The sequence below is a fragment of the Vibrio sp. ArtGut-C1 genome (genome assembly GCF_002105475.1).
GTDB lineage: Bacteria > Pseudomonadota > Gammaproteobacteria > Enterobacterales > Vibrionaceae > Vibrio > Vibrio diabolicus.
The window spans coordinates 158,816-181,070 of sequence record NZ_NCTH01000003.1 but is presented as its reverse complement, the minus strand read 5'-3'; the positions used below and the strand labels follow the sequence as shown (position 1 = coordinate 181,070).

The following is a 22,255-nucleotide window of genomic DNA, read 5'->3' as shown; positions in this document are numbered from 1 at the left end:
CACCAGATTACGAAGTTGGATACCGTCTATGGATCACAATCCGCAGTCACAGCTAAAGTCACTTGTTATTAAAGGCAAGGAACAAGGCTATCTGACCTACGCCGAAGTAAATGACCACCTACCTGCTGAAATCGTAGATTCAGAACAGGTAGAAGACATCATTCAGATGATCAACGACATGGGCATTAAGGTAGTAGAAACTGCTCCTGATGCTGATGATTTAGCACTGAACGATGACACAAATATTACCGATGAAGATGCAGCCGAAGCTGCAGCCGCTGCACTGTCTAGCGTAGAGAGTGAGATTGGTCGTACCACAGACCCAGTACGTATGTACATGCGTGAAATGGGTACTGTCGAACTTCTAACTCGCGAAGGCGAAATCGACATCGCAAAACGTATTGAAGAAGGTATTAACCAAGTTCAATCGTCTGTTGCTGAATACCCAGGTACGATTCCGTACATTCTTGAGCAATTTGACAAAGTTCAAGCTGAAGAGCTACGTCTTACTGACCTTATTTCAGGTTTTGTAGACCCAGATGCTGACGACACCGCGGCACCAACGGCAACACACATCGGTTCTGAACTGACTGAATCTCAGTTAGAAGAAGAAGACGATGAAGACGTTGATGACGACGAAGATAGCGATGACGATTCAGATGATTCTGAAGAAGATGTAGGTATCGATCCAGAATTAGCGCTAGAGAAATTCAACCAACTACGCAGCACCTATCAAAATCTTCAATTAGCAATCAACGAGTACGGCTATAACAGCCCGAAAGCAACCGTTGCTAATGAAATGATGCTAGACGTATTCCGCGAGTTTCGTCTAACGCCTAAACAGTTTGATCACCTAGTGAATGAACTGCGTACGGCTATGGATCGCGTTCGTACTCAAGAACGCCTGATCATGAAGTCTGTGGTTGAATACGGCAAAATGCCGAAGAAATCATTCATCGCGCTGTTCACTGGTAATGAATCAAGTGAAGCTTGGTTGGATGAAGTTCTTGCTTCAGACAAGCCATACGCTGAAAAGATCAAACGTAACGAAGAAGAAATCCGTCGTTCAATCGCTAAGCTAAAAATGATTGAAGAAGAGACTTCTCTAAACGTACAAAACATTAAAGACATCAGCCGTCGTATGTCTATCGGTGAAGCAAAAGCTCGCCGTGCGAAGAAAGAGATGGTTGAAGCGAACTTGCGTCTTGTAATTTCTATCGCGAAGAAATACACCAACCGTGGCCTACAGTTCTTGGATCTTATCCAGGAAGGTAACATCGGTCTGATGAAAGCGGTAGATAAGTTCGAATACCGTCGTGGTTACAAGTTCTCGACTTACGCAACGTGGTGGATCCGTCAGGCAATCACTCGTTCAATCGCGGACCAAGCACGTACGATTCGTATCCCGGTACACATGATCGAAACGATCAACAAGCTCAACCGTATCTCTCGTCAAATGCTGCAAGAGATGGGTCGTGAGCCACTACCGGAAGAACTGGCTGAGCGCATGCAGATGCCAGAAGACAAGATTCGCAAAGTTCTGAAAATCGCTAAAGAGCCTATCTCAATGGAGACACCAATCGGTGACGACGAAGATTCGCATCTAGGTGATTTTATCGAAGATACAACGCTAGAACTGCCGCTAGATTCTGCAACTGCAACTAGCCTTAAAGTGGCGACAAAAGACGTGCTTGCAGGTCTAACGCCACGTGAAGCGAAAGTACTTCGTATGCGCTTTGGTATTGACATGAACACTGACCATACTCTAGAAGAAGTTGGTAAGCAGTTCGACGTTACTCGTGAGCGTATCCGTCAGATCGAAGCAAAAGCACTACGTAAACTTCGTCACCCAAGCCGCTCAGAGACTCTGCGCAGCTTCCTAGACGAATAAACGCAGCGCATATAAGCTTTAGAAATCAAAAAAAGGTGACTTTAGGTCACCTTTTTTATTATCTACTGTGCTAAGTGGATAAAAACTAAGCGCAATTGCCCCAGTTGGTATCTAGACACCTTGCAACGCTTCCCCTATAATCGTTGTCCTATTAAGGCCCCTTAGCTCAGTGGTTAGAGCAGGTGTAAACCCCCATTGGTTTACAACATTTAACTAAAGCCTCTGACTACAATATGTTTGCTTGTTGTTAATTCACAACTTTTTGTTTTTCATTGACAACAAATGGTTTGCCATGCAGAATCGGCCATACAGAATTTCGTGCCCATAGCTCAGTTTGGTTAGAGCATCCGACTCATAATCGGCAGGTCCTCGGTTCAAGCCCGAGTGGGCGCACCATCATAAGAAAGCCGCATCACATGATGCGGCTTTCTTGTATTTAATTTTTGAGTAATCAGGGTACGAGCAGTAGAGCTAATAGGTAGCCAACTCACTTATTTCCCTGATTTGAGTAATTTACCCACTCATGACTAAACTACTCAAATTAGATACTCTCAGGGGATTCAAAGAGTAGAGAGCTGCCCATAACGATCTCGAACGTCGTAAACAACGCTATTGGTCGAGATTCCATTCCCCTCACATCCAGATAAGCAAAGCCCTTAGATGATAGAGCTTCGAAAGCATCAGTAACATCATTGATACCGCGCCCACTGATTTCAGCAAGTTCATCAAGACTGTTTGGCTTTTCGTGAGCAATCAAATTCAACAGCTCAACATTTTCGTTAGACAACAGTTGTGAAAGCGCAGCTAGTGACTCAAACAAAAAAAGAGGATAAGACTCTTCAGGTGTTACTTTCCTTTCTGCAATGCGAGTCATGCGCTTACGAGCAAGCTCTTCCGATAGAATGCCGATTTTTGCCTTCATCCCTGCCATCCTCACTACTAATATTCGCCTCTAAATCGGCTGAATATTCACCGACAATATCGCCTAATTATTCTTTCATTTCTTGAGAAGAAACGCTCAATTAATCAGGATGTTGCTCTATGCCTTTATCGAGTAAGTCTAGAAAGCGATCGATGTCCTGGTTCCCACAAGGCGGCTTTGTCAGCTCGCTAATTTTATCGTCCTCATTGTTCACTGCTAACTACTCCCGATTTTATTGCCGCAATCACGTTCAATAAATCTTTCGTGATAGCAGGGCATTTGTCGTTCATAAGAACCGTTACTTCATCACCAAACTTCATCGTTACGATACCGTTCTTATCAACACTTAACAGAGCAAAAGACTGCCTCAAATCAAGAGTCGTGTTACTTTCATTAGCAATAGCGTCAGTCATATATCCCTCATTACTAGCGAGTAAGTTTACAAAAATGGTAGTAATTGTTACCCAAGACGTTTACTTGATTGATCTGTTTAACTTCTCGACGTTTTCAGTGGCATTTTGAAATATAGCGTTCTTTACAAATGCGAACTCTTCCTCTGGAAATCGTTTGTCTATCGAGCTGAGTACATCACTGAATTGAGCGAGAAGGTCTGAGACGATCTCATGACATTCAGCATTACTAATACCGAACTGATTAGCGGTTTGCTCTATGTGTCGTAAGCAAATTTTGTTGAGATGGTATTTATATCCCTTGGATGCTTTTAGACCCATCGACAATTTTAGCTTTCTCTTATTTAACCCTTTAGGACCTACAGCAGGATATGCAGACAGCAAATCGTAGAATGGTGTGAGTTGATGGAATCCATTGGGATCAACATGTACCGAAAAGTTTTTTAGATGACCATCAGTTGCACCCAAAAGGTACTGTAAAATCATAAATTTAAAAAAATCGCGGGTATTTTCATGGCTTTTTGTAGAAGCGTTTAGAAAATCAGCAATCTTAGAAGTGCCCAGTTGGTTCTCCGATTGGTACTTTTTATTTTCAGGAACGCCGAAAAACTGGCAAAAATCTTCTTGATGCCTACGAGACGCGACACTGCTACTAAAACATCTATCGAACCGCTCTACAGCTAGGGCTTTAGCTCCTGACGCGGTAGTAATTATCTCCACATTAGGAACATTAAAACCAAGCTTCTTGGCAATTTGAATACAAATGAATTCATTCTCAACACTGCTTCTCATATCTAGCACTGAGTTATTTTGAGCAATTGCCCCCATCGGATACTTGATAATGTGGCTACTGATTGATTTTCCTTGCGGAACATACCACTTGTCTTTCAACTTCATTAGCGTTGTTTTGGGTTGTGTCCCTGAAATACACGGACGGTAGTCACCAAAAAAAGGAAGAAATGACTTCCGCTGAGTAACGAGTTCATCTAATTGACTTGCAGATAGTTCTCGATATTCCCATCCTACAACTGGAGGCTCCTTGCAGTCAGTGAACGAAATGCTTCCTGTACAGTCGTGTCCGATTTTAGAGAGTAAAGTGAGCGCATCGATAGATTGCACACCTACTGAGCGAGCGAGTTCTAATCGCTCACCCGTTAAGTCAGGAAGGAGGTTATTTATAAAATTCAATACATTAAATGATGAAACCTCACCTTTCATTAGCGGTAAGCGTAACGAGAGCGGAAAGGATGAATGATACGCTAACCACTCTTCAGAATAAGAAAATGATAGGTGGCATTTCGACTGTTGGGCAAATTGCCCTACGAACATCTTGTTGTTTGTAGCATATGCGTAAAGTATAGGCTTGTACAAATTAACTCCTATTCTCTACTGGGAGTGCAATGTCTTTGTACAAGTTAATCGCATTTTCTACTGCCAGCATTTCAGCTTGGATGTCTAATCTACGATTGTCATGCTCGGATATGAATTGCTCTAAACATGGGCGAAGTTCTGAGTGTTGAGTACATAACAAATTGAAATACTTCCAGGTTCTTTTGTTGAGACAGTAAGACACTGATAAACGAGACAATTTATCCTGTAGCTTCATCAAAAGACTTTCTTCCTTGAGAACAAGATAACTAGAGTTCTCATTGTAATTGCCATAATCAACGACATCCCAATCGATGTGATTGAACATAAACCCCTTGGAGAACTTTTCATCTCCATGTTTATCGAAGCCACATGAAAGAACGGCACCGATGAGCGACATCTCCTTCAATTTTTTTTCAACATATTCATCTGATAAACACTCCTTTTCATCAGTGTCCAATGGCACAGACTTAAGGTCGTTAGCTGAGAAATGTTCAGTGTGATAAATAGTGAGAAATAACTCTTTTCTAATTTTTATCTTCATTTGCACAAAAAGTAACCATCAAAACTCATTTTGAGGATTATAGTCCGTGGCTAACTATGCCGCAACATGCGATTGTTCAACAAATTAATTTCGCAAATAAAAAACATGAACAAGATGCTTGCGATAGCCGTTGGTAAACGCATTCTAAAAGTAAGAAAGTCGAAAAAACTCTCTCAGGATAGGCTCGCGATTCTCGCTAAAATAGATAGGAGTTATATCGGGCGTATTGAGCGTGGTGAAGTCAATATTACACTTGAAATATTGTACAAGCTCTCTGAGACCTTAGGTTGTGATCCGAAGGAACTTTTGCCGTGACTACGATGAGCTTGAATTTTTGGAATTCAATCAGTTAACCAAAAATCATGATGCAAACTAATTAGCTTCATGCCCCCTTTTTCCCCGTTCCTTTTTGAACAAAAATTAATCATTTTAATATAAATCTCGTTACCCAATTATCGATTGATGGAACCAAACTTAAGGAAGGATTTGTTAAGAAAACATGAACGAAATTAAAGTCTTATTTCTCTTTATTCTCACCGCTTTAGCTGAAATTGTCGGCTGCTATCTACCCTACTTATGGCTACGCGAAGGCAAGCCTGTTTGGTTACTTTTACCTGCTGCTCTGAGCTTAGCGTTTTTTGCTTGGTTGCTTTCTCTTCACCCAGCAGCGGCTGGTAGGGTTTATGCTGCTTATGGTGGGGTTTACATTTTTGTAGCAATACTATGGCTGTGGATTGTTGATGGTATTCGACCAACTTTATGGGACATAGTCGGTGTAACGGTAGCGTTGTTCGGCATGGCTATCATCATGTTCGCACCTAGACACACCTAATAACGCTTATTTCTCTAACTATTGAGACATTTCAAGATGAAGGGCGTGAGTAGGCACTCACCTAGGCCTATCCCCATTTCAGCCTCAATATTAAGAAAACCATTTGCTATCGACTTGCTTTTCCAAATCTAACTTATCTCTCAAAAGCACTGTTTAATTGAAAAATTGACATATATGGAAAATAAGATATATGATATTTCATATGTTTTATGTCGTTGAATAGTTCCTATGTTTGATCCAATCCTTCTTTACAAAGCACTTTCTGAAGAAACTCGGCTTAAGTCTCTGCTTTTAATGCAGAAACAAGGAGAGTTGTGTGTCTGTGATCTCATGGAAGCACTGAATCTCAGTCAACCCAAAGTATCTCGGCATCTTGCCGAATTGCGAAAGCACGAGCTTGTTCTGGATGAGCGACGTGGGAAGTGGGTTTACTACCGAATCAACCCCGCACTAGCTCCTTGGGTCAAGCAAGTGCTGGAGATCACCCTCAAGCATAATTTGACATTTATCGAGTCAGAGTTGCAGTTCATCAAAGGCAAATCATGTTCGAATGGTGTGAACGCATAATGCCCTATTCCGTTGGTTTATCAATTTTAAATGAAAGAGGTTTGTATGAGTAATGTCTCAAGCTGTGCCGAAACCAGCGCATCTGAAAAAATGAGTTTTCTTGATCGATACTTAACCGTATGGATTTTTCTTGCAATGGCAGTCGGAGTCGGGGTTGGCGTGTTATTTCCTCAAGTCGCTCAGTGGAACGAAAGCCTATCTGTTGGTTCAACCAATATCCCACTTGCCATTGGCTTAATCTTAATGATGTACCCGCCATTGGCGAAAGTGAACTATAGCCTTTTAGGTGAGGTGACTCGTGATAAACGCGCGATAACACTTTCTTTGGTGATGAATTGGCTCGTGGGACCGATTTTGATGTTCACATTAGCCATCATTTTCTTACGCGATCAACCTGGCTATATGGTGGGACTTATTCTGATCGGCCTTGCTCGATGCATCGCTATGGTGTTGGTTTGGAATGATATCAGCGGCGGAAACAAAGAGTACGGAGCAACCTTAGTCGCCTTAAATAGCGCGTTTCAGATTGTCACGTACAGTTTTATGGCATGGCTGTTTATTACTGTGTTACCCCCTTACTTTGGTCTTGAAAGTTTCGTTGTTGACATCACTATCTGGGATATTGCACAAAGCGTCTTAATTTACTTAGGCATCCCTTTCTTAGCGGGTTTCCTAAGCCGTAAGCTATTGGTCTCGGCAAAAGGTGAACAGTGGTATAACGAAGTCTTCATCCCTCGTATTTCGCCAATCACCCTGATTGCGCTTTTGGCAACCATCGTTTTGATGTTTAGCCTGAAAGGTGAAATGATCATTGAGTTACCGATGGATGTGCTCCGTATTGCAGTACCACTGGTTATCTATTTTATGGTGATGTTTTTTGCGAGCTTCTACATTGGTAAACGTATGGGGATCCCTTACGACCAAAATGCTTCTATCGCCTTTACTTCATCAGGTAACAACTTCGAACTGGCTATCGCCGTATCAATCGCTGTATTTGGATTAAACTCTGACCAAGCGTTTGCTGGTGTAATTGGACCTTTGGTAGAAGTGCCTGTCTTAATCGCTTTGGTTAACGTCGCCTTGAGAATGAAGCGTAAATATTATGCCTAAGAGCCGTATTTCGAAACAAACTTCAGCAGTGCCATGTCTCATTGAGACATGGCATCTTTCCGAGTCCGAGCTTTACTACTGGCTGCTTAAGCAAACAGGTGATCCTGAGCTGAGCTTTGATTTACTACAAGATACCTTCTTGAAGGCGTTACAGCAGAAGCAAGCGTTTTGCGATATTCAAAACCAAAGAGCATGGCTATATCGGGTCGCGCGGAATATGCTTATTGATAAGCAACGTAAGGCGAACCAAGAACAAGTTCAGGAGCTGAGTGATAATGCGTCGATATGGGAAGAGCATGAACTTCCCGCTGTCGATAGCCTTGCGCAATGCCTACCTAAAGCTCTATTAAAACTGACTGACTCTGAAAGCGAAATTATCAAACAGTGTGATCTACAAGGTCTTACTCAACAGCAGTTTGCCGAGCAAAATGGACTCACTTTAGTGGCAACCAAATCACGCATTCAACGTGCTCGACAAAAACTCAGAAATGTTTTGCAAGTACAATGCCATATACGTTTCGACGAACAGCAGCGAGTTTGTTGCTTCTTTCAAGACTAATTATCTAATTCAAGTTGTCATAAAACCCTAATAAAACAACATTAATATATGTGCATTTTCATATGTTAGGGATTTTTTGTATGAAGCGAATGATTTTCGCGATTGTCGTCTCTTGTCTGATGGGCTTAGTGGCTCTGGTTTGGCTAACACTATCTAACACCAGCAAGTTTTCAACCCATTTAGAACAGCAGTATCAAGATACGATAGATTTCTATCAACAAACCTCTGCTTCTGGTGCATCACTTAGAAATTTCAGCCTACTCGTCTACCAATTGGCCGCAGCAGAAAATAGCGTTGACCAAGAGCATATTCAGAACTTAATCGATAAAGAGTGGTTAACGATCCAATCAGGCATGAATACTTTATCTGCACAGAAATACGCTGATATACATAGTACGATTTTCATTGGTGAGGAGTCATCAAAGTCAGAAGATCTGCAAGTAAAAGATCTGTTAGCTGAAATACAAACATCGTTAGATGGCGCACATAAAATCTACCAATTAATGCAAGAAGTCGTTTCGCGCAAATTGCCATTGCTCCAAGAGCTAGATTATCAATCGAATCAGCTCACTCAGCTTGCCTATACTGCTACCCAAAATGCGTCTATGAGTAACGATATTACAGCCACGATGGTCAGTGCAATCGCCATCATGCTGTCTACGGATTCCAATTACCAACTGAAAAAAGCATACAAAAATGCGCTAAAAAGTTTTGATACTTTAAATGAGACCAAGCCAGGCGTATTCGATGCTATTAAAGCAGAAGAGCCTCTAGCAAAATTCTTCAATACGAAAAAAATGGTGCTAGAAACAAGCGTTGATCCTGCGGCATTTTCACTCAATTACCAACAGGCGATAGAGAAGTTCACTCAATTAGAGACTTTTATTGATAACTTATTGACCGCACAAAAAGCGTCTTTAGTACAAGATTTACGTCAACTAGACACATTTGTCTTGGTAGGTGCGGCCTGTATTTTATTAGTCGTTTCAGTATCAGGTTATACGTTTGGTCGAAAGATAACTCATCAGATAGACTATGTTGTCGAACGTATGACCGATATCGCTTCTGGAGACGGAGACTTGACCGTATCACTTCCAGTTAAAGGGGCAAAAGAGATTGCTCAGCTTTCCGCTTCATTTAATCTGATCATCGAAAAACTCCGCTTGAGTTTTTCCGAGCTGGCACAGCGTATCAACAGTACAGAGTCACTCAGTCAGCAAAGCGCACTCGCGAGCAAGCAAACTTGTGAGAAAATGAGTTTATTGCTGACTGAACTCGAAGAGTTCTATAGCAATATTAACCATATGCGCCAAGCCTCATCTAATGTTGCTCAGCAGTGTTTACTCGGACAAGAGCATACTGAAAACACGAGCCAATCCGTTATAAGAGGACAACGCTCATCGGAGTCTGCTGTGAGTGAGTTAACTGAACTCTCACGCTCTTTCATTTTGCTAACAGAACTAACGCATAAATTTGTGTCAGACAGTCAGAAAATAGGCAGTATACTCGATGTTATCGAAGAAGTATCAGAGCAGACTAACCTGTTGTCACTCAATGCCGCGATAGAAGCTGCCAGAGCAGGCGAACAAGGTAGAGGATTCGCCGTCGTGGCGAATGAAGTCCGCACCTTAGCCGCCCGAACAAAGACCGCGACCATTGAAATTGAAAGTGTGATTAAGTCAATTGCGTCAGCCGCAAACGATATAACCTCAGCAATCAATGCTGCAAAAAATAATGCGGATGCATGCACAAATAGCGTTCAGGAATCATCTGCTCAATTAGACAGTATTACTCATGTGATTAGTCGTATGGTTGAAATGAATCAACACATTTCAATCGCCACGTCTCAACAAGAACAGTCAGCAAACGTAATGACCGATATGATTAATAACATTCGCTCATTTGCCGACATGGCAACACAACAAGCGGCGACGAATGAAAACATCGCTAGCTCGTTATCTGATGAAGTCGATAACGCGATTGTTATCCTCGGTCAGTTTAAAACTCACGCTGGCTAACTCTCCTCTATCGATTAAAAAATATAAACTATTCTGCATCCTTTTAGCTTCATTTTCGTCTTAGTGACATCAAAGACAAATTATGAGGCTGAAGGAAACAAAATGTTTGAAGTATTTACTCATCTTGCTGATTGGATGACCTACCAGTTATTTGCTATGCAGCAAGGTACTAAGCTGGCAGATGCTATTCACTTTTTTATAGAAGACACTAGTAAAATCATGGTTTTGCTGATTGTCATGATTTACGTCATTGCCTTGTTTCGCGCTTCTTTAAATGTTGAAAAAGTACGCCACTACCTTGCAGGAAAACGGCGTCTTTTTGGCTATGTGACGGGGAGTGTCTTCGGGGCGATCACCCCATTCTGCTCATGTTCAAGCATTCCCGTTTTTCTTGGCTTTACCTCCGCAGGTATCCCGCTTGGGATCACCATGGCATTTTTGATTACCTCGCCATTGATCAATGAAATCGCAGTATTGCTTCTGTTTAGCCTACTTGGATGGAAATTCACCATCATGTACGTCCTGATTGGAATGCTTATCGGGATGTTGAGTGGCTGGTTGCTGGATCTGATAGGAGCAGAGCGTTGGTTACAGCCATTTGCCGCGAAAGCCATGCAGAAAGCCCAAGCCCAACAGCATACTCAGAACAACCTTAACGTTAGTAACGAAGAGGCTGCAATCACACTTTCATATCGACATCAGTTTGCCAAACAAGAGATGGTTGAAATCATCGGTCGGGTTTGGAAATGGGTGTTTATTGGCGTGGGTATAGGCGCAGGCTTACATGGCTTTGTACCCGATGGTTGGATAGAAGCCCACTTAGGCGCGGGTCAGTGGTGGTCTGTTCCAGCTTCAGTATTGATTGGTATCCCTTTGTATTCTAATGCGACGGGTGTGATCCCCATAATGGAGAGTTTACTGAGAAATGGGCTTCCCATTGGTACGACATTAGCGTTTTGTATGAGCACTGTCGCTGCAAGTGTCCCTGAGTTTGTGATGCTAAAACAAGTGATGCAATGGCGCTTATTGGGACTTCTTTTTGGTCTACTGCTAACAGCGTTTACTGTTATGGGGTGGATATTTAACTTACCGTTCTGGCAATTTTAGGAGATAAACATGAAAGCATTTAAAGTACTAGGGTCAGGTTGTGCCAACTGCGTCAATACCGCGAAACTGATTGAGAAAGTTGCGGCAGAGCAAGGCGTTGATGTTTCGGTTGAAAAAGTGACCGATCTTGAAACGATCATGAATTATGGCGTGATGTCTACGCCAGGCGTCGTCATGGATGAAGAAGTGGTTCACGCAGGAGGGATTCCTAACTATGAAACCATTGTGAGTTGGCTTGACTAAGCTATTTTAATTTATTGGAGATAAATAAATCATAAGTTTCCTTTGATGTATATTGTATTAATTCGTTACAATCTGCATCTGTTTAAGGGAGTAGCCTTCCACTACTGATTAGTAGTGGAGTGAATATCAACAGTCTCCAAGCCTCATGCTTGTGGTATTCACGTTCGACATGTTCTGGCAAGACTTAAGCAAAACAGCGATGCGGGCAGGATCGCTGTTTTGCTTTTGTTTTGCCTGCCCGATATGACAAAAGGAAACCTGCTGTGGATGCATGGTACGCTTTGTTTTTAGGGATTGTGCAAGGAATCACCGAGTTTCTTCCCATTTCTAGCTCTGCTCATTTGATTTTAATGCCTACCTTGCTCGGTGAAGCCGATCAAGGTATCAGTTTCGACCTCGCCACTCACATTGGCACTCTGCTCGCGGTGCTTATCTACTTTCGTCAAGATATCGTTTTGCTGCTCACGGAGTGGAGCAAGTCAATCACTCATCGCTCATATTCGACATCACACAGTCGTTTAGCTTGGGCGATTTTGTGGGGAACGTTTCCCGCAGCACTTGCAGGTTTACTGCTAATGGATGTGATTGATCACCAACTTCGTTCGGTTGAAGTGATTATTTTCACAACAGTGTTCTTTGGCGTATTACTGGGTCTGGCTGATATTTTCAGCAAGAAAACACGAGATATCAGTACGTTAACGTGGAAGGACGTGGTGGTGGTAGGCTGTGCTCAGGCACTCGCCTTAATCCCAGGAACCTCCCGTTCAGGGGCGACGATTACCGCTGCGCTTATGCTCGGCTTCGAGCGTCAGGCCGCTTCGCGCCTTTCATTTTTGCTTGCCATACCGATTACAGCTCTCGCGGCAGCCGCCAAAATCGCTGAAGTAGTGATGGATAGTTCGGTAACCGTAGATTGGCTGGCACTTTTAATTGGTAGCGTTACCTCTTTTCTCACCGCAATACTGGCGATCCACTACTTCCTCAAATTCCTGAATCAATTTGGGATGATGCCTTATGTCATCTACCGATTAATTTTGGCCATTATTCTATACCTTTACGTTATTTAATGGGGTTAAAACATGCTATTAGCGACACTCGCGATTATCGCTGGCTTTGCACAGCTTGTCTGGAGTGCAGATAAATTTGTTGAAGGCGCAGCCGCTAGTGCCAACTACGCAGGAATGCCGCCTTTATTGATTGGTATGTTGGTCGTCGGATTCGGTACATCGGCTCCCGAAATGGTGGTTTCGGCTATGGCGGCTATGGATGGCAACCCTGCTCTGGCACTCGGAAATGCTGTCGGTTCGAACATTGTCAACATTACCTTAATACTTGGTGTGACCGCGATCATTGCACCGATTGCTGTGCATTCAAGCATCATCCGTAAAGAACTTCCCATTCTTTTACTCGTCACGCTTGTCATTGGTGCAATGTTGTGGAATCACCATATCAGCACATTAGAAGCCTGGGCGTTGATTGGTGGATTCATGCTTTTGATTGGTTGGTCAATCTGGAGCGCATTACGCTCAAAGGGAGACCACTTAGAGCAAGAGATGGACGACGAACTGTCTAGCCAAAGTATGTCGCTTAAGTCTTCCATTTTCTGGCTGATTACAGGGTTAGTGTTACTGATTATCAGCTCGCGTATTTTGGTGTGGGGAGCGGTGGAAATCGCACAACAACTCGGTGTCAGCGATTTATTGATTGGCCTAACTATTGTGGCCTTAGGAACATCCTTACCCGAATTAGCAGCATCCATCGTGGCGGCTCGTAAAGGCGAGCATGATATAGCGGTGGGTAATGTGGTTGGCTCAAATATGTTTAACTCCTTAGCCGTCATCGGTATTGCTGGCACCATTGAGCCTATTAGCAATATTGGTGCTGAAGTCTTCTGGCGTGACTGGACATCGATGCTTTTTGTCACGGGATTGCTGTTGTTGACCGCCGCTCGTTTTGGTAAATCGCAGACGCTCTCTCGCAGTGAAGGCGCTTTGCTGTTGGTGTGTTATTTGGGGTACAACGGTTATCTCATCTATGGAGCGCTGTAATGTCTAAATTAGGCTGGATTGTTGTTGGTCTAGTTTTCCTCTCTGGATGCGAAAGCGCGTCTCCGAAGGTAGAAAAACTATCGGGAATGGCTCAAGGAACAACGTGGCATGTGAGCTATTGGAGCCAAGAAACCTTTGATAGCAATAAGTTAGATGCTGAGCTGGAAGTGGTACTCGCCGAAATTGATAAAGAGATGTCGAACTATCGTCCCGATTCGACCATCTCTGCATTCAACTCGGAAGCGAGTTTGTCTGGTCAGGTGGGGAATAACATTACTCATCTGATACAGGTCGCGAAAGACGTTTCTCAACAGTCCCGAGGGTGTTATGACTTGACCATAAGACCTTTGTTTGACCTCTGGGGATTTACACAAAATAAGCTATCCATTCCATCACAACAAGAGCTTGATAACGTCATGATGTCGGTGGGCATGGATAAAATTCAGGTTGACGATGCCATGATGACGAAAGCATCTGCACAAGTCCACGTCGATTTATCCTCCATTGCTCAGGGATACAGCGTTGGCCGATTGGCAGAGGTGCTTAAACAACACCAAATCACCAACTACCTGGTTGAAATCGGGGGAGAAATGGTGGTGAGTGGCGTAAAACCGAATGGCGAGCCGTGGAAAATCGCGATTGAAAAGCCCTTGCCTGGAGAACGAACGCTACAGAAAGTGTTGGCTTTCGACTTCCCTCAGGCAATCATGACATCAGGTACTTATCGACACTATTTCGATCAAGATGGACAGCGCTATACCCATATCATTGATGCCAGAACAGGAACGCCCGTTACGCACCATACAGTGTCGGTAACCGTTCTTCACGACGACCCAACTCAAGCGGATGCCTGGTCTACTGCGCTGCTTTGTCTTGGCTCTGAACAAGGTATTCAGGTTGCCAATGATAATCACATAAAAGCTCTGTTTATCGATGAAGCCGATGGAGAACTGAAAGAACAAAGAAGCAAAGCGTACCAAGAAATTCATAACGAGATTGAGGAATAACGAATGTTACGATTTTTTAATATTATCAATGGGGTGATCACAACCATTGCTGACGATGACAAACACGATCTGAATCAATTGGTCGCGCAAGCGGATTGGATTGATGCCCATGAGCCTACCGATGAAGAACGAGATTTAATCAGCTCTTTATTACGTATCGAACTGCCCGAGTCGGAAGATGTAGAAGAAATCGAAACCTCCGCACGTTGCTTTATTGATACCGCAGGGATCCATGTTCACTCTCTGTTCCTTTCACCAACAGAGGGACGCCACAACACTGTCACGGTAGTTTGCATTTTGCAAAATAAGCGTTTAATCACCATTCGTGAAGGGGATGTGGCAGATTTTCGTTTGCTCCGCCTAAGGGCAAGAAAAGGACAAATTCGTTGTGAGGATGTCGATAGCTTATTGGTGACTTTACTAGAGCAAAAAGTTGAAAATCATGCCGACACACTAGAAGACATTCACCGCCAATTAGAAAAGGTCAGCCATGATGTACTTGAGAATGATGATGCAGATTTAGAAGAATGTATTAGCCGCCTAGCTCGTTTGGAGGACAGCAACGGCAAAGTGCGTTTGTGTTTGATGGATACTCAACGTGACATCTCCTTTCTATTGCGCCATTTAAAATCTCGTAATGATCACCGAGAAACCTTGAGTGAAATTAGCCGAGATATTGAAGCCTTGATGTCACACACCACGTTCTTGTTCGATAAAATTAACTTCCTTATGGATTCCACCCAAGGATTTATCAATATAGAACAAAACCAGATCATCAAAATATTTTCCATCGCTGCTGTTGTTTTCCTTCCACCGACTGTAATTGCGAGTATCTATGGTATGAACTTTGACTTTATGCCAGAACTACATTGGTTAGGAGGCTACCCTTGGGCGCTAGGACTGATGTTAGCGTCAGGATTTGCTCCTTACTTTTACTTTAAACGCAAAGGATGGCTATAAAGGAGCGCCTATGAACTATTTAAGTGCATTTTATACTACGCATCAGGATTTGATTGTCCAAATCCTACAAAATACTCTCATCACTGTTTTTGTTTTTATTGTCGCCGCTATGCTCGCTAAGCTTGTTAAACGTGGCGTTTTCAAAGCAACCAGTAAACTGAGCGGTGGTGATGAAATCGTAGCACGTCTGCTGTCACAGGTGGCTTCTTATGCCGTCTACTTGGTTGGATTGGTGATCATTTTAGACTTGTTTGGTGTCAATACTGCCAGCTTAGTTGCTTTAGTCGGTGCAGCAGGTTTAGCGATTGGCCTAGCTCTGAAAGACACACTGAGCAACATTGCCGCAGGTATCATGATTTTATTTCTGAAGCCGATCAAAAAAGGCGAGTTCGTTGAATTCGGAAGCTACTCAGGTAGTGTGGTTGATATTGGTCTATTCACTTCTGTGTTCGAGACAGCGGATGGCCTCTACATCTCTAGCCCGAATAGTGCCGTTTGGAATTCAACCATTCGTAATTTTAGCCGTAACAACAAACGTCGTATGGATATCACGGTTGGTATCTCTTACCAAGATTCAGTCGAGGTTGGATTGAATGTGCTTAAAGAGTTAGCGTTGTCCCAGCCACATATCCTTAAAGATCCTGAGCCTCAAGTGATTGTTCACATGCTGGCTGACAGTTCAGTGAACCTCCAACTTCGCGCCTGGTGTCCAACGGATAAATACTGGGATACCTATTGGGCGGTGCAAAAGCAAGTGAAGCCGAATATCGAAGCGGCTGGATTAACTATTCCTTTCCCGCAGAGAGTTCTGAATATTAATTATAAAGACTAGATCGCGTATTGCGCTTAACATCTGCTGATATAAAAAGCCTTCCGTGAGGAAGGCTTTAGATTCTATCGTATCAATAGTAGAGGGACCGTTGTGTCGGTAATAATCCTCGTCGTATTACTTCCGACGAAGAATTGGCGAAGTTTAGAATGCCCGTAAGCACCCATCACAATCATGCCAATCTTTTGCTTCTGCTGATAGGTTAAGATAGTGGAATGCACTTCACCTTGTAATTGGGCTTCAACAACGTTGATGCCCTTGTCCTTAAGTTTCTGCGCAGCATTTGAAAAAGCATCACATTTACTATCAGAATCCTCAACCATCACCAGATGACAGGTCATGCCTTTTAGAAGCGGCGTGTTGATCGCCTTATCAACCAGTTTCTCGCTGATCGTACTGCCGTCGAAGGCAAGTATGTAACTATCTGGCTGAGAAAAATGACCTGAGGCAATCAGGATATGAGCCTTAATCGAACGCACAACACTTTCTAACTGTGAGCCAATGGTTTTAGTGTCATTCTGATGAAGGTCACCAGACTTACCCATAACTAAAACACGAATGTCTTGCTCCATATCGGTTAAAGTTTCAACAAGATTGCCATGCTTTTGTCGCTTTTGAATATCGTTGTGACCCTGATCATTTAAGTGGCTTTCTAGCTCGCTTAATAGCGCTTTGCCGTGCTTTAGTGCAATTTTTGCTCGTTGCTCATCAAGTTCAACAAGCTCTGCCAGTAGCTGCTCTCTCGCACCTAAGCCAATATTGCCACTTAATTCACTTTCCGCTTCTTGTGACGATTTGTCCAATACATGAAGTAACGTCAGGGGTGCAGATAGTTTTTTTGATGTCCATGCGCCAATGTCGGCAACTGATTGAGAATAGCTTGATCCATCGATACACGCGATTATGTTTGTCATATTTGGCTCCTTAGTGTCCGCCCATCAGTTTTTCAACTTCTTCTGGTTTATCGTGGATACCAAACTTATCAACGATGGTGCTGGTTGCTTCATTCATGCCAATTAAATTGACATCGGTGCCTTCGCGTCTGAACTTAATCACAACACGATCGAGAGAAGAAACCGAGGTAATATCCCAGAAATGTGCATTTGAGAGATCAATCGTGACACGCTCAAGCGCCTCTTTAAAGTCAAACGCTCTTAAAAATTGATCCGACGAAGCAAAAAAGACTTGTCCCACAACACGATACGTTCGCTCTTCACCACTTTCAGACAAATCGCTTTTCACCACCATGAAACGACCAATCTTGTTGGCAAAAAACAGCGAAGCCAGTAAAACACCGACAAAGACACCAATGGCGAGGTTGTGAGTCGCGACCACTACCACTACCGTCGCAATCATCACGATATTGGTCGATAACGGATGAGACTTAAGATCTTTAATCGAACTCCAAGAAAAAGTACCAATAGAGACCATGATCATCACGGCAACTAATGCAGCCATCGGAATAAGTTTCAGCCAATCACTAAGAAAGACCACCATAATCAATAAGAAAATACCCGCACAAAGCGTAGAAAGACGACCACGACCGCCCGATTTGATATTGATAATGGACTGACCAATCATGGCACAGCCAGCCATACCCCCAATAAAGCCTGTTGCGATATTGGCAATACCTTGTCCTTTACACTCACGGTTCTTATCGCTGTTAGTATCCGTTAAATCATCTACAATCGTCGCCGTCATCATCGATTCAAGCAAGCCTACAATCGCAAGACCTAATGAGTAAGGCAAAATAATCCAAAGTGTTTCAAGGTTAAGCGGGACATCAGGCCATAAGAAAACAGGCAAAGTGTCAGGTAGTTGTCCCATATCGCCAACAGTACGAATGTCGATATTAAATACAATCGCGACTGCCGTCAGCGAGATAATACACACGAGTGGTGATGGTAAAAGTTTGCCGACATAAGGGAGATAAGGGAACAAGTAGATAATCGCAAGACCCGCAGCCGTCATCGCATAAACATGCCAGGTCACGTTGGTTAACTCTGGCAGTTGCGCCATAAAAATAAGAATCGCTAACGCATTAACAAAGCCAGTGACCACCGAGCGAGAGACAAAGCGCATTAAATCCCCTAACTTGAGATAGCCTGCTGCGATTTGGATGATGCCTGTCAACACGGTTGCGGCTAATAGGTATTGTAAGCCATGCTCTTTAACGAGCGTGACCATCAACAGAGCCATCGCCCCTGTTGCCGCTGATATCATTCCTGGACGTCCACCGACAATGGATATGATAAAAGCAATACTAAATGAGGCGTAAAGACCCACTTTAGGGTCAACACCAGCGATAATGGAGAAAGCAATCGCTTCAGGGATCAAAGCCAGTGCGACAACTATGCCAGCCAGCACATCACCACGCACATTGGATAACCAATCACGTTTCATCGTTTCAATCATGAATTTACTCGTAAAATTAATAAATTAGTTAATGTATAGAAAGGAGTTGAGGAAGGCGGGTGGTCTAAGGCGGCGTAATTGACATCGAGTCGCTCCATAAAAAATAAAAACGTGATCCTAACTACAGATTAAGAAACAGTCAAACTCTTAAAAATTTTACGCTTTTTTTACGCGAAGCCTTTGGACTCGTTTGCTAGAGTGGGCAACACTGTTTATCGTCGCTGTTCTACTTTTATGACAACTTGTTGGCTTCATCGTCGCTCCCTAATATCTGTATTAGTGTTTTCTGTCGCTCTCCTTATCTCTTTAGGACTTGATCACTGGTTAGGCTCAACCATCGCGGTATTGCTGATACTCCAGCTCTCTATCGTTGTGATTGCCCTTCAATGTCACTCACGAATAGCTTATGTGGCTGCGATTGCCGAAGCCGTCAGTTTCAACTTTCTCTTTACCACGCCTCGATATTCGCTTCAGATGTTCCACTTAGATGACATCATCAACTTACTTGTTTTTATTGTGGTTGCCTTTACTACCAGTCAGCTCGCTGAACGATATCGACGTCAACAAAATGCGCTAGAACAAGTGCAACTACGCCACCAAATTTTGCTCTCTGTATCCCATGACTTGAGAACCCCGCTCGCGGGGATTATAGGCAATCTCACCACTTTCAAAGAATATCAGACGCAACTTCAAGCCAAAGAAAAGGATGAACTGCTCGACAGTGCCATCAAAGAAAGCCATCGCTTACACCAATACATAGAGAACCTTTTGCAAGCGACGAAATTGCAACACGGCGTGGTTCGCATCCAGAAGCAACAGGAATCCATTGTACATATTGTAAAAAGCGTTATCGGTCGTTTCTCTTCATCCACCACAAGTATTGAGGTCGTCGTCAATGGGGCGGTTTCATTGGTTGATGTCAGTCGGGCTTTGCTAGAGCAGGCGTTATTTAATGTCTTGGACAATGCGTTGCGCTATTCCCCTAAAGATAAACAGGTCAGGGTGACAATTTATCAGAATCAGCAAAATGTGGTGATTGATGTCTACAACCAAGGCCAATCACTGCAAGCCGATGAGGCAGAACGAATGTTCGAGCTGTTTTATTCAGGCAAGGAAAAAAGAAATGACGATTCTGGCTCGGGCCTTGGATTGAGTGTGGCAAAAGGTGTGGTCTCAGCCCATCAAGGCCATATCGAATGTGTAGAAGTACAACAAGGTTGTTTGATTCGGATTTCGCTGCCAAGCAGTCAACAAGGAGAGCTGTAAGTGAACTACAAAATACTGGTGGTGGATGATGAGCCTCAAATCCAAACGTTTATGCGCATTTCTTTGGCGGCTGAAGGCTTTGATTACGTGGGAGCAGATTCGTTAGCCATGGCAAAAGTGCAATTTGAGCGTGTTCAGCCGCATGTGGTGGTGCTCGACTTGGGATTGCCTGATGGTGATGGTATTGAGTTCCTATCGATGATCCGTCAGTCAAGTAAAACCCCCGTGCTCATCCTAACGGCACGCGATCAAGAAGAAGAGAAGATCCGCTTGCTTGAAGCAGGGGCTAACGACTACCTCAGTAAGCCATTTGGCATTAAAGAACTTATTGTACGGATTAAGGTACTGCTGCGAGACTTGGTTAGTGAGCATTTTAGCGAGGATATCTTAGACTTCGGTGTGCTCAAACTGCAAAAGAGCACACATCAATGTTGGCTTTCCGATACCGAAGTCATTCTGACCAAAAAGGAGTTTGCGTTTCTTGAAATGCTCATGATTACACCTGGGCAACTTGTGAAGCAAACAGATTTGCTGAGAGAGGTGTGGGGCGAAAGTCATACCGAAGATACTCATTATCTGCGCGTACTGGTTAGTCAGTTACGCAAAAAACTTAACGACAGCGCAGACGAACAACAGCTCATTAAAACCGAATCAGGGATCGGCTACCGTTTAGTTGCGATGGAGCCACCTCGTGATTAATCTCAAGAATACCGTTCGACTCTTGGTCATGCCCATGCTTTGGATGGGGATTGTGCAAGGTTCATTTGGCCTATTGTCGCTGTTTATATTTCAAGATCATATTTCAGGTGACTTCTTCTCTCCTTCGTCGGTAATGATGCTCACTGCCTTTTTGTTGTCCGTTCTATTACGAAAAAGTGAGCTACATAAAGTCACGTTTCGAGATGCGTTAATGTTTGCCAGTTTAACTTGGGTATTAACAGGCTTCTTAGGTGCATTACCGATCCATTTCGTTACCAAAGTCAGTATGACTGACGCAATATTTGAGTCCATCAGTGCCTTAACCACCACAGGTGCCACTATCTTAGCTGGTTTGGATGATATGCCGAAATCTTTTCTCTTGTATCGTCAATTTCTTCAGTGGATGGGTGGGTTAGGCGTGGTGATTTTTGTCGTCGCGGTATTGCCCATGCTCAATGTCGGAGGAATGCGACTGCTTAAGGCAGAAACGCCTGGGCCGATTAAAGATGACAAGCTTTCGCCCCGTATTAATAAGACAGCACATTATCTCTGGGGTGTGTATTTGGCGATTACCGTTGCGTGTGCGTTGGCTTACTATCTTGCAGGGATGTCGGCTTACGATGCCATTGCGCACAGTTTTACCACGGTTTCAACAGGCGGTTTTTCGACGCATGACGCCAGTATGTGGCATTTTGAAAGTCACCTTATCCTTATGCTATCTAACATTTTCATGATGTTGGGCGCAATCAGTTTTGGTCTTCATTTTCGAGTATTTCGAAGTGGTTTTGCAGGGCTACGTCTGTATGTCTCTGATGAAGAGTCAAGAGTATTTATTCTTACCGCGATTGCTCTCTCCTTTGTTTTAGGGTGGTACATTTTTAGCCATTCTGCTTACGACGATTTTCTTACCTCACTGAGTTTTGCCATGTTCAGCGTCGTCTCATTTATGACCAGTACAGGATTTGGGGCAGCGGATTTGGGCAGTTGGCCTGCGGCAAGCGCACTCTTCTTGGTGTTTTGTGCCTATCTTGGTGGTTGCTCAGGTTCAACCGCAGGGGGCAATAAATTTGTGCGCGATATCATTACGTTCAAAGTAATTCGACGAGAAATTCGCCAGATTGCACATCCCAGAGCCATTTTGCCGATCCGTTATCAAGGGCGCGTTGTGGCCTCTGATGTGACCAATGCCGTGATGGCTTTTATGTCTCTGGCAGCGCTGACCACCGTGGTGTTCACTTTGCTGATGATGGCAACAGGACTGGACTTTTGGTCGTCCTTTACCGCAGTGGTGGCGTGTATCAATGTGCTTGGCCCTGGTTTTGGCGTGGTAGCAAGCAATTTTCAACCTGTTTCTGATACAGGCATCTGGATATTAAATCTGGCAATGATCCTTGGCCGACTGGAATACTTCACGGTATTAGCCATGTTCTTGCCACACTTTTGGAAAAAATAGTAAAGGT

23 protein-coding genes and 1 tRNA gene are annotated in these 22,255 nt (G+C 43.5%); 18 read left to right on the top strand and 6 right to left on the bottom strand.

Features of this window, described 5'->3' with window-relative positions:
• Nucleotides 1-28: 28 nt before the first annotated feature.
• Together rpoD and B7360_RS04100 are read left to right on the top strand one after the other, a co-directional pair.
• Nucleotides 29-1,891 (top strand): RNA polymerase sigma factor RpoD, encoded by a 1,863-nt coding sequence (gene rpoD / locus B7360_RS04105; RefSeq protein ID WP_005395986.1) that lies wholly within the window; start codon nt 29-31, stop codon nt 1,889-1,891.
• A 318-nt stretch (nt 1,892-2,209) separates the two neighbouring features.
• Nucleotides 2,210-2,287: transfer RNA gene (locus tag B7360_RS04100), tRNA-Ile, on the top strand.
• A gap of 145 nt (nt 2,288-2,432) precedes the next feature.
• Here B7360_RS04100 and B7360_RS04095 read toward each other — a convergent pair.
• The 4 genes from B7360_RS04095 to B7360_RS04080 all read right to left on the bottom strand — a co-directional run bounded on the left by B7360_RS04095 (nt 2,433) and on the right by B7360_RS04080 (nt 5,135).
• Nucleotides 2,433-2,813 (bottom strand): transcriptional regulator, encoded by a 381-nt coding sequence (locus B7360_RS04095; protein WP_085342787.1) that lies wholly within the window; start codon nt 2,811-2,813, stop codon nt 2,433-2,435.
• A gap of 203 nt (nt 2,814-3,016) precedes the next feature.
• Nucleotides 3,017-3,226, bottom strand: coding sequence for a hypothetical protein (locus tag B7360_RS04090; protein WP_085342786.1), 210 nt, complete (start codon nt 3,224-3,226; stop codon nt 3,017-3,019).
• Nucleotides 3,227-3,286: 60 nt separating this feature from the next.
• On the bottom strand, nt 3,287-4,594 hold the full coding sequence (locus B7360_RS04085; RefSeq protein ID WP_173669996.1) for a HipA domain-containing protein: 1,308 nt from the start codon (nt 4,592-4,594) through the stop codon (nt 3,287-3,289).
• Nucleotide 4,595: 1 nt separating this feature from the next.
• Nucleotides 4,596-5,135, bottom strand: coding sequence for a hypothetical protein (locus B7360_RS04080; protein ID WP_085342784.1), 540 nt, complete (start codon nt 5,133-5,135; stop codon nt 4,596-4,598).
• A gap of 105 nt (nt 5,136-5,240) precedes the next feature.
• Here B7360_RS04080 and B7360_RS04075 point away from each other — a divergent pair, with 105 nt between their 5' ends.
• From B7360_RS04075 to B7360_RS04015, 13 genes are all read left to right on the top strand, one after another.
• Nucleotides 5,241-5,450: a helix-turn-helix domain-containing protein gene (locus B7360_RS04075; RefSeq protein WP_046222365.1), complete on the top strand. Its 210-nt coding sequence runs from the start codon at nt 5,241-5,243 to the stop codon at nt 5,448-5,450.
• Between the two features lie 184 nt (nt 5,451-5,634).
• A complete protein-coding gene (locus B7360_RS04070) occupies nt 5,635-5,967 on the top strand; it encodes a YnfA family protein (RefSeq protein ID WP_085342783.1) in 333 nt (110 codons plus the stop codon).
• A 228-nt stretch (nt 5,968-6,195) separates the two neighbouring features.
• Nucleotides 6,196-6,534: a metalloregulator ArsR/SmtB family transcription factor gene (locus B7360_RS04065; RefSeq protein ID WP_085342782.1), complete on the top strand. Its 339-nt coding sequence runs from the start codon at nt 6,196-6,198 to the stop codon at nt 6,532-6,534.
• A 45-nt stretch (nt 6,535-6,579) separates the two neighbouring features.
• Entirely contained in the window at nt 6,580-7,644 is a 1,065-nt protein-coding gene (arsB, locus tag B7360_RS04060; RefSeq protein WP_085342781.1) for an ACR3 family arsenite efflux transporter, read from the top strand.
• Complete coding sequence (locus B7360_RS04055; RefSeq protein ID WP_085342780.1) at nt 7,637-8,203, top strand: sigma-70 family RNA polymerase sigma factor; 567 nt, start codon at nt 7,637-7,639, stop codon at nt 8,201-8,203. The genes arsB and B7360_RS04055 overlap by 8 nt, the downstream gene beginning before the upstream one ends.
• 80 nt (nt 8,204-8,283) lie before the next feature.
• Nucleotides 8,284-10,221: a methyl-accepting chemotaxis protein gene (locus B7360_RS04050; RefSeq protein WP_164673211.1), complete on the top strand. Its 1,938-nt coding sequence runs from the start codon at nt 8,284-8,286 to the stop codon at nt 10,219-10,221.
• Between the two features lie 102 nt (nt 10,222-10,323).
• Nucleotides 10,324-11,328, top strand: a complete 1,005-nt coding sequence (locus tag B7360_RS04045) for a permease (protein ID WP_085342778.1) — start codon at nt 10,324-10,326, stop codon at nt 11,326-11,328.
• 9 nt (nt 11,329-11,337) lie between these two features.
• Nucleotides 11,338-11,571 carry a thioredoxin family protein gene (locus tag B7360_RS04040; RefSeq protein WP_085342777.1) on the top strand — a complete coding sequence of 78 codons (234 nt, stop codon included), beginning with the start codon at nt 11,338-11,340 and terminating at the stop codon, nt 11,569-11,571.
• A gap of 263 nt (nt 11,572-11,834) precedes the next feature.
• On the top strand, nt 11,835-12,638 hold the full coding sequence (locus tag B7360_RS04035) for an undecaprenyl-diphosphate phosphatase (RefSeq protein ID WP_085342776.1): 804 nt from the start codon (nt 11,835-11,837) through the stop codon (nt 12,636-12,638).
• A 12-nt stretch (nt 12,639-12,650) separates the two neighbouring features.
• A complete protein-coding gene (locus B7360_RS04030) occupies nt 12,651-13,619 on the top strand; it encodes a calcium/sodium antiporter (RefSeq protein WP_085342775.1) in 969 nt (322 codons plus the stop codon).
• Complete coding sequence (locus B7360_RS04025) at nt 13,619-14,626, top strand: FAD:protein FMN transferase (RefSeq protein ID WP_085342774.1); 1,008 nt, start codon at nt 13,619-13,621, stop codon at nt 14,624-14,626. The genes B7360_RS04030 and B7360_RS04025 overlap by 1 nt, the downstream gene beginning before the upstream one ends.
• 3 nt (nt 14,627-14,629) lie before the next feature.
• On the top strand, nt 14,630-15,586 hold the full coding sequence (gene corA, locus B7360_RS04020) for a magnesium/cobalt transporter CorA (protein ID WP_085342773.1): 957 nt from the start codon (nt 14,630-14,632) through the stop codon (nt 15,584-15,586).
• Nucleotides 15,587-15,596: 10 nt separating this feature from the next.
• Nucleotides 15,597-16,418: a mechanosensitive ion channel family protein gene (locus B7360_RS04015; RefSeq protein ID WP_085342772.1), complete on the top strand. Its 822-nt coding sequence runs from the start codon at nt 15,597-15,599 to the stop codon at nt 16,416-16,418.
• Between the two features lie 62 nt (nt 16,419-16,480).
• On the opposite strand, the gene B7360_RS04010 is transcribed toward B7360_RS04015, so the two are convergent.
• Entirely contained in the window at nt 16,481-17,329 is an 849-nt protein-coding gene (locus B7360_RS04010) for a universal stress protein (RefSeq protein ID WP_085342771.1), read from the bottom strand.
• Nucleotides 17,330-17,339: 10 nt separating this feature from the next.
• A complete protein-coding gene (locus B7360_RS04005; protein ID WP_085342770.1) occupies nt 17,340-18,830 on the bottom strand; it encodes a SulP family inorganic anion transporter in 1,491 nt (496 codons plus the stop codon).
• A gap of 234 nt (nt 18,831-19,064) precedes the next feature.
• Here B7360_RS04005 and B7360_RS04000 point away from each other — a divergent pair, with 234 nt between their 5' ends.
• The 3 genes from B7360_RS04000 to B7360_RS03990 are packed head-to-tail and all read left to right on the top strand — an operon-like array spanning nt 19,065 to nt 22,248.
• Nucleotides 19,065-20,096, top strand: coding sequence for an ATP-binding protein (locus B7360_RS04000; protein WP_085342769.1), 1,032 nt, complete (start codon nt 19,065-19,067; stop codon nt 20,094-20,096).
• On the top strand, nt 20,097-20,795 hold the full coding sequence (locus B7360_RS03995) for a response regulator transcription factor (protein WP_085342768.1): 699 nt from the start codon (nt 20,097-20,099) through the stop codon (nt 20,793-20,795).
• The gene (locus B7360_RS03990; RefSeq protein ID WP_085342767.1) at nt 20,788-22,248 is read left to right on the top strand and encodes a TrkH family potassium uptake protein; all 1,461 of its coding nucleotides are present in this window, start codon (nt 20,788-20,790) and stop codon (nt 22,246-22,248) included. Before B7360_RS03995 ends, B7360_RS03990 begins: the two co-directional genes overlap by 8 nt.
• Nucleotides 22,249-22,255 lie beyond the last annotated feature (7 nt).

Excerpts from the sequence above, each read along its gene's own strand:
- arsB (WP_085342781.1), top strand. The coding sequence starts at position 6,580 with ATGAGTAATGTCTCAAGCTGTGCCGAAACCAGCGCATCTGAAAAAATG.
- B7360_RS04015 (WP_085342772.1), top strand. The coding sequence starts at position 15,597 with ATGAACTATTTAAGTGCATTTTATACTACGCATCAGGATTTGATTGTC.
- B7360_RS04090 (WP_085342786.1), bottom strand. The coding sequence starts at position 3,226 with ATGACTGACGCTATTGCTAATGAAAGTAACACGACTCTTGATTTGAGG.
- B7360_RS04070 (WP_085342783.1), top strand. The coding sequence starts at position 5,635 with ATGAACGAAATTAAAGTCTTATTTCTCTTTATTCTCACCGCTTTAGCT.
- B7360_RS04080 (WP_085342784.1), bottom strand. The coding sequence starts at position 5,135 with ATGAAGATAAAAATTAGAAAAGAGTTATTTCTCACTATTTATCACACT.
- B7360_RS04065 (WP_085342782.1), top strand. The coding sequence starts at position 6,196 with ATGTTTGATCCAATCCTTCTTTACAAAGCACTTTCTGAAGAAACTCGG.
- corA (WP_085342773.1), top strand. The coding sequence starts at position 14,630 with ATGTTACGATTTTTTAATATTATCAATGGGGTGATCACAACCATTGCT.
- B7360_RS04040 (WP_085342777.1), top strand. The coding sequence starts at position 11,338 with ATGAAAGCATTTAAAGTACTAGGGTCAGGTTGTGCCAACTGCGTCAAT.
- B7360_RS04010 (WP_085342771.1), bottom strand. The coding sequence starts at position 17,329 with ATGACAAACATAATCGCGTGTATCGATGGATCAAGCTATTCTCAATCA.
- B7360_RS04075 (WP_046222365.1), top strand. The coding sequence starts at position 5,241 with ATGAACAAGATGCTTGCGATAGCCGTTGGTAAACGCATTCTAAAAGTA.
- B7360_RS04030 (WP_085342775.1), top strand. The coding sequence starts at position 12,651 with ATGCTATTAGCGACACTCGCGATTATCGCTGGCTTTGCACAGCTTGTC.
- B7360_RS04055 (WP_085342780.1), top strand. The coding sequence starts at position 7,637 with ATGCCTAAGAGCCGTATTTCGAAACAAACTTCAGCAGTGCCATGTCTC.
- B7360_RS04045 (WP_085342778.1), top strand. The coding sequence starts at position 10,324 with ATGTTTGAAGTATTTACTCATCTTGCTGATTGGATGACCTACCAGTTA.
- B7360_RS04025 (WP_085342774.1), top strand. The coding sequence starts at position 13,619 with ATGTCTAAATTAGGCTGGATTGTTGTTGGTCTAGTTTTCCTCTCTGGA.
- B7360_RS04095 (WP_085342787.1), bottom strand. The coding sequence starts at position 2,813 with ATGAAGGCAAAAATCGGCATTCTATCGGAAGAGCTTGCTCGTAAGCGC.
- B7360_RS04050 (WP_164673211.1), top strand. The coding sequence starts at position 8,284 with ATGAAGCGAATGATTTTCGCGATTGTCGTCTCTTGTCTGATGGGCTTA.
- B7360_RS04005 (WP_085342770.1), bottom strand. The coding sequence starts at position 18,830 with ATGATTGAAACGATGAAACGTGATTGGTTATCCAATGTGCGTGGTGAT.
- B7360_RS04000 (WP_085342769.1), top strand. The coding sequence starts at position 19,065 with ATGACAACTTGTTGGCTTCATCGTCGCTCCCTAATATCTGTATTAGTG.
- rpoD (WP_005395986.1), top strand. The coding sequence starts at position 29 with ATGGATCACAATCCGCAGTCACAGCTAAAGTCACTTGTTATTAAAGGC.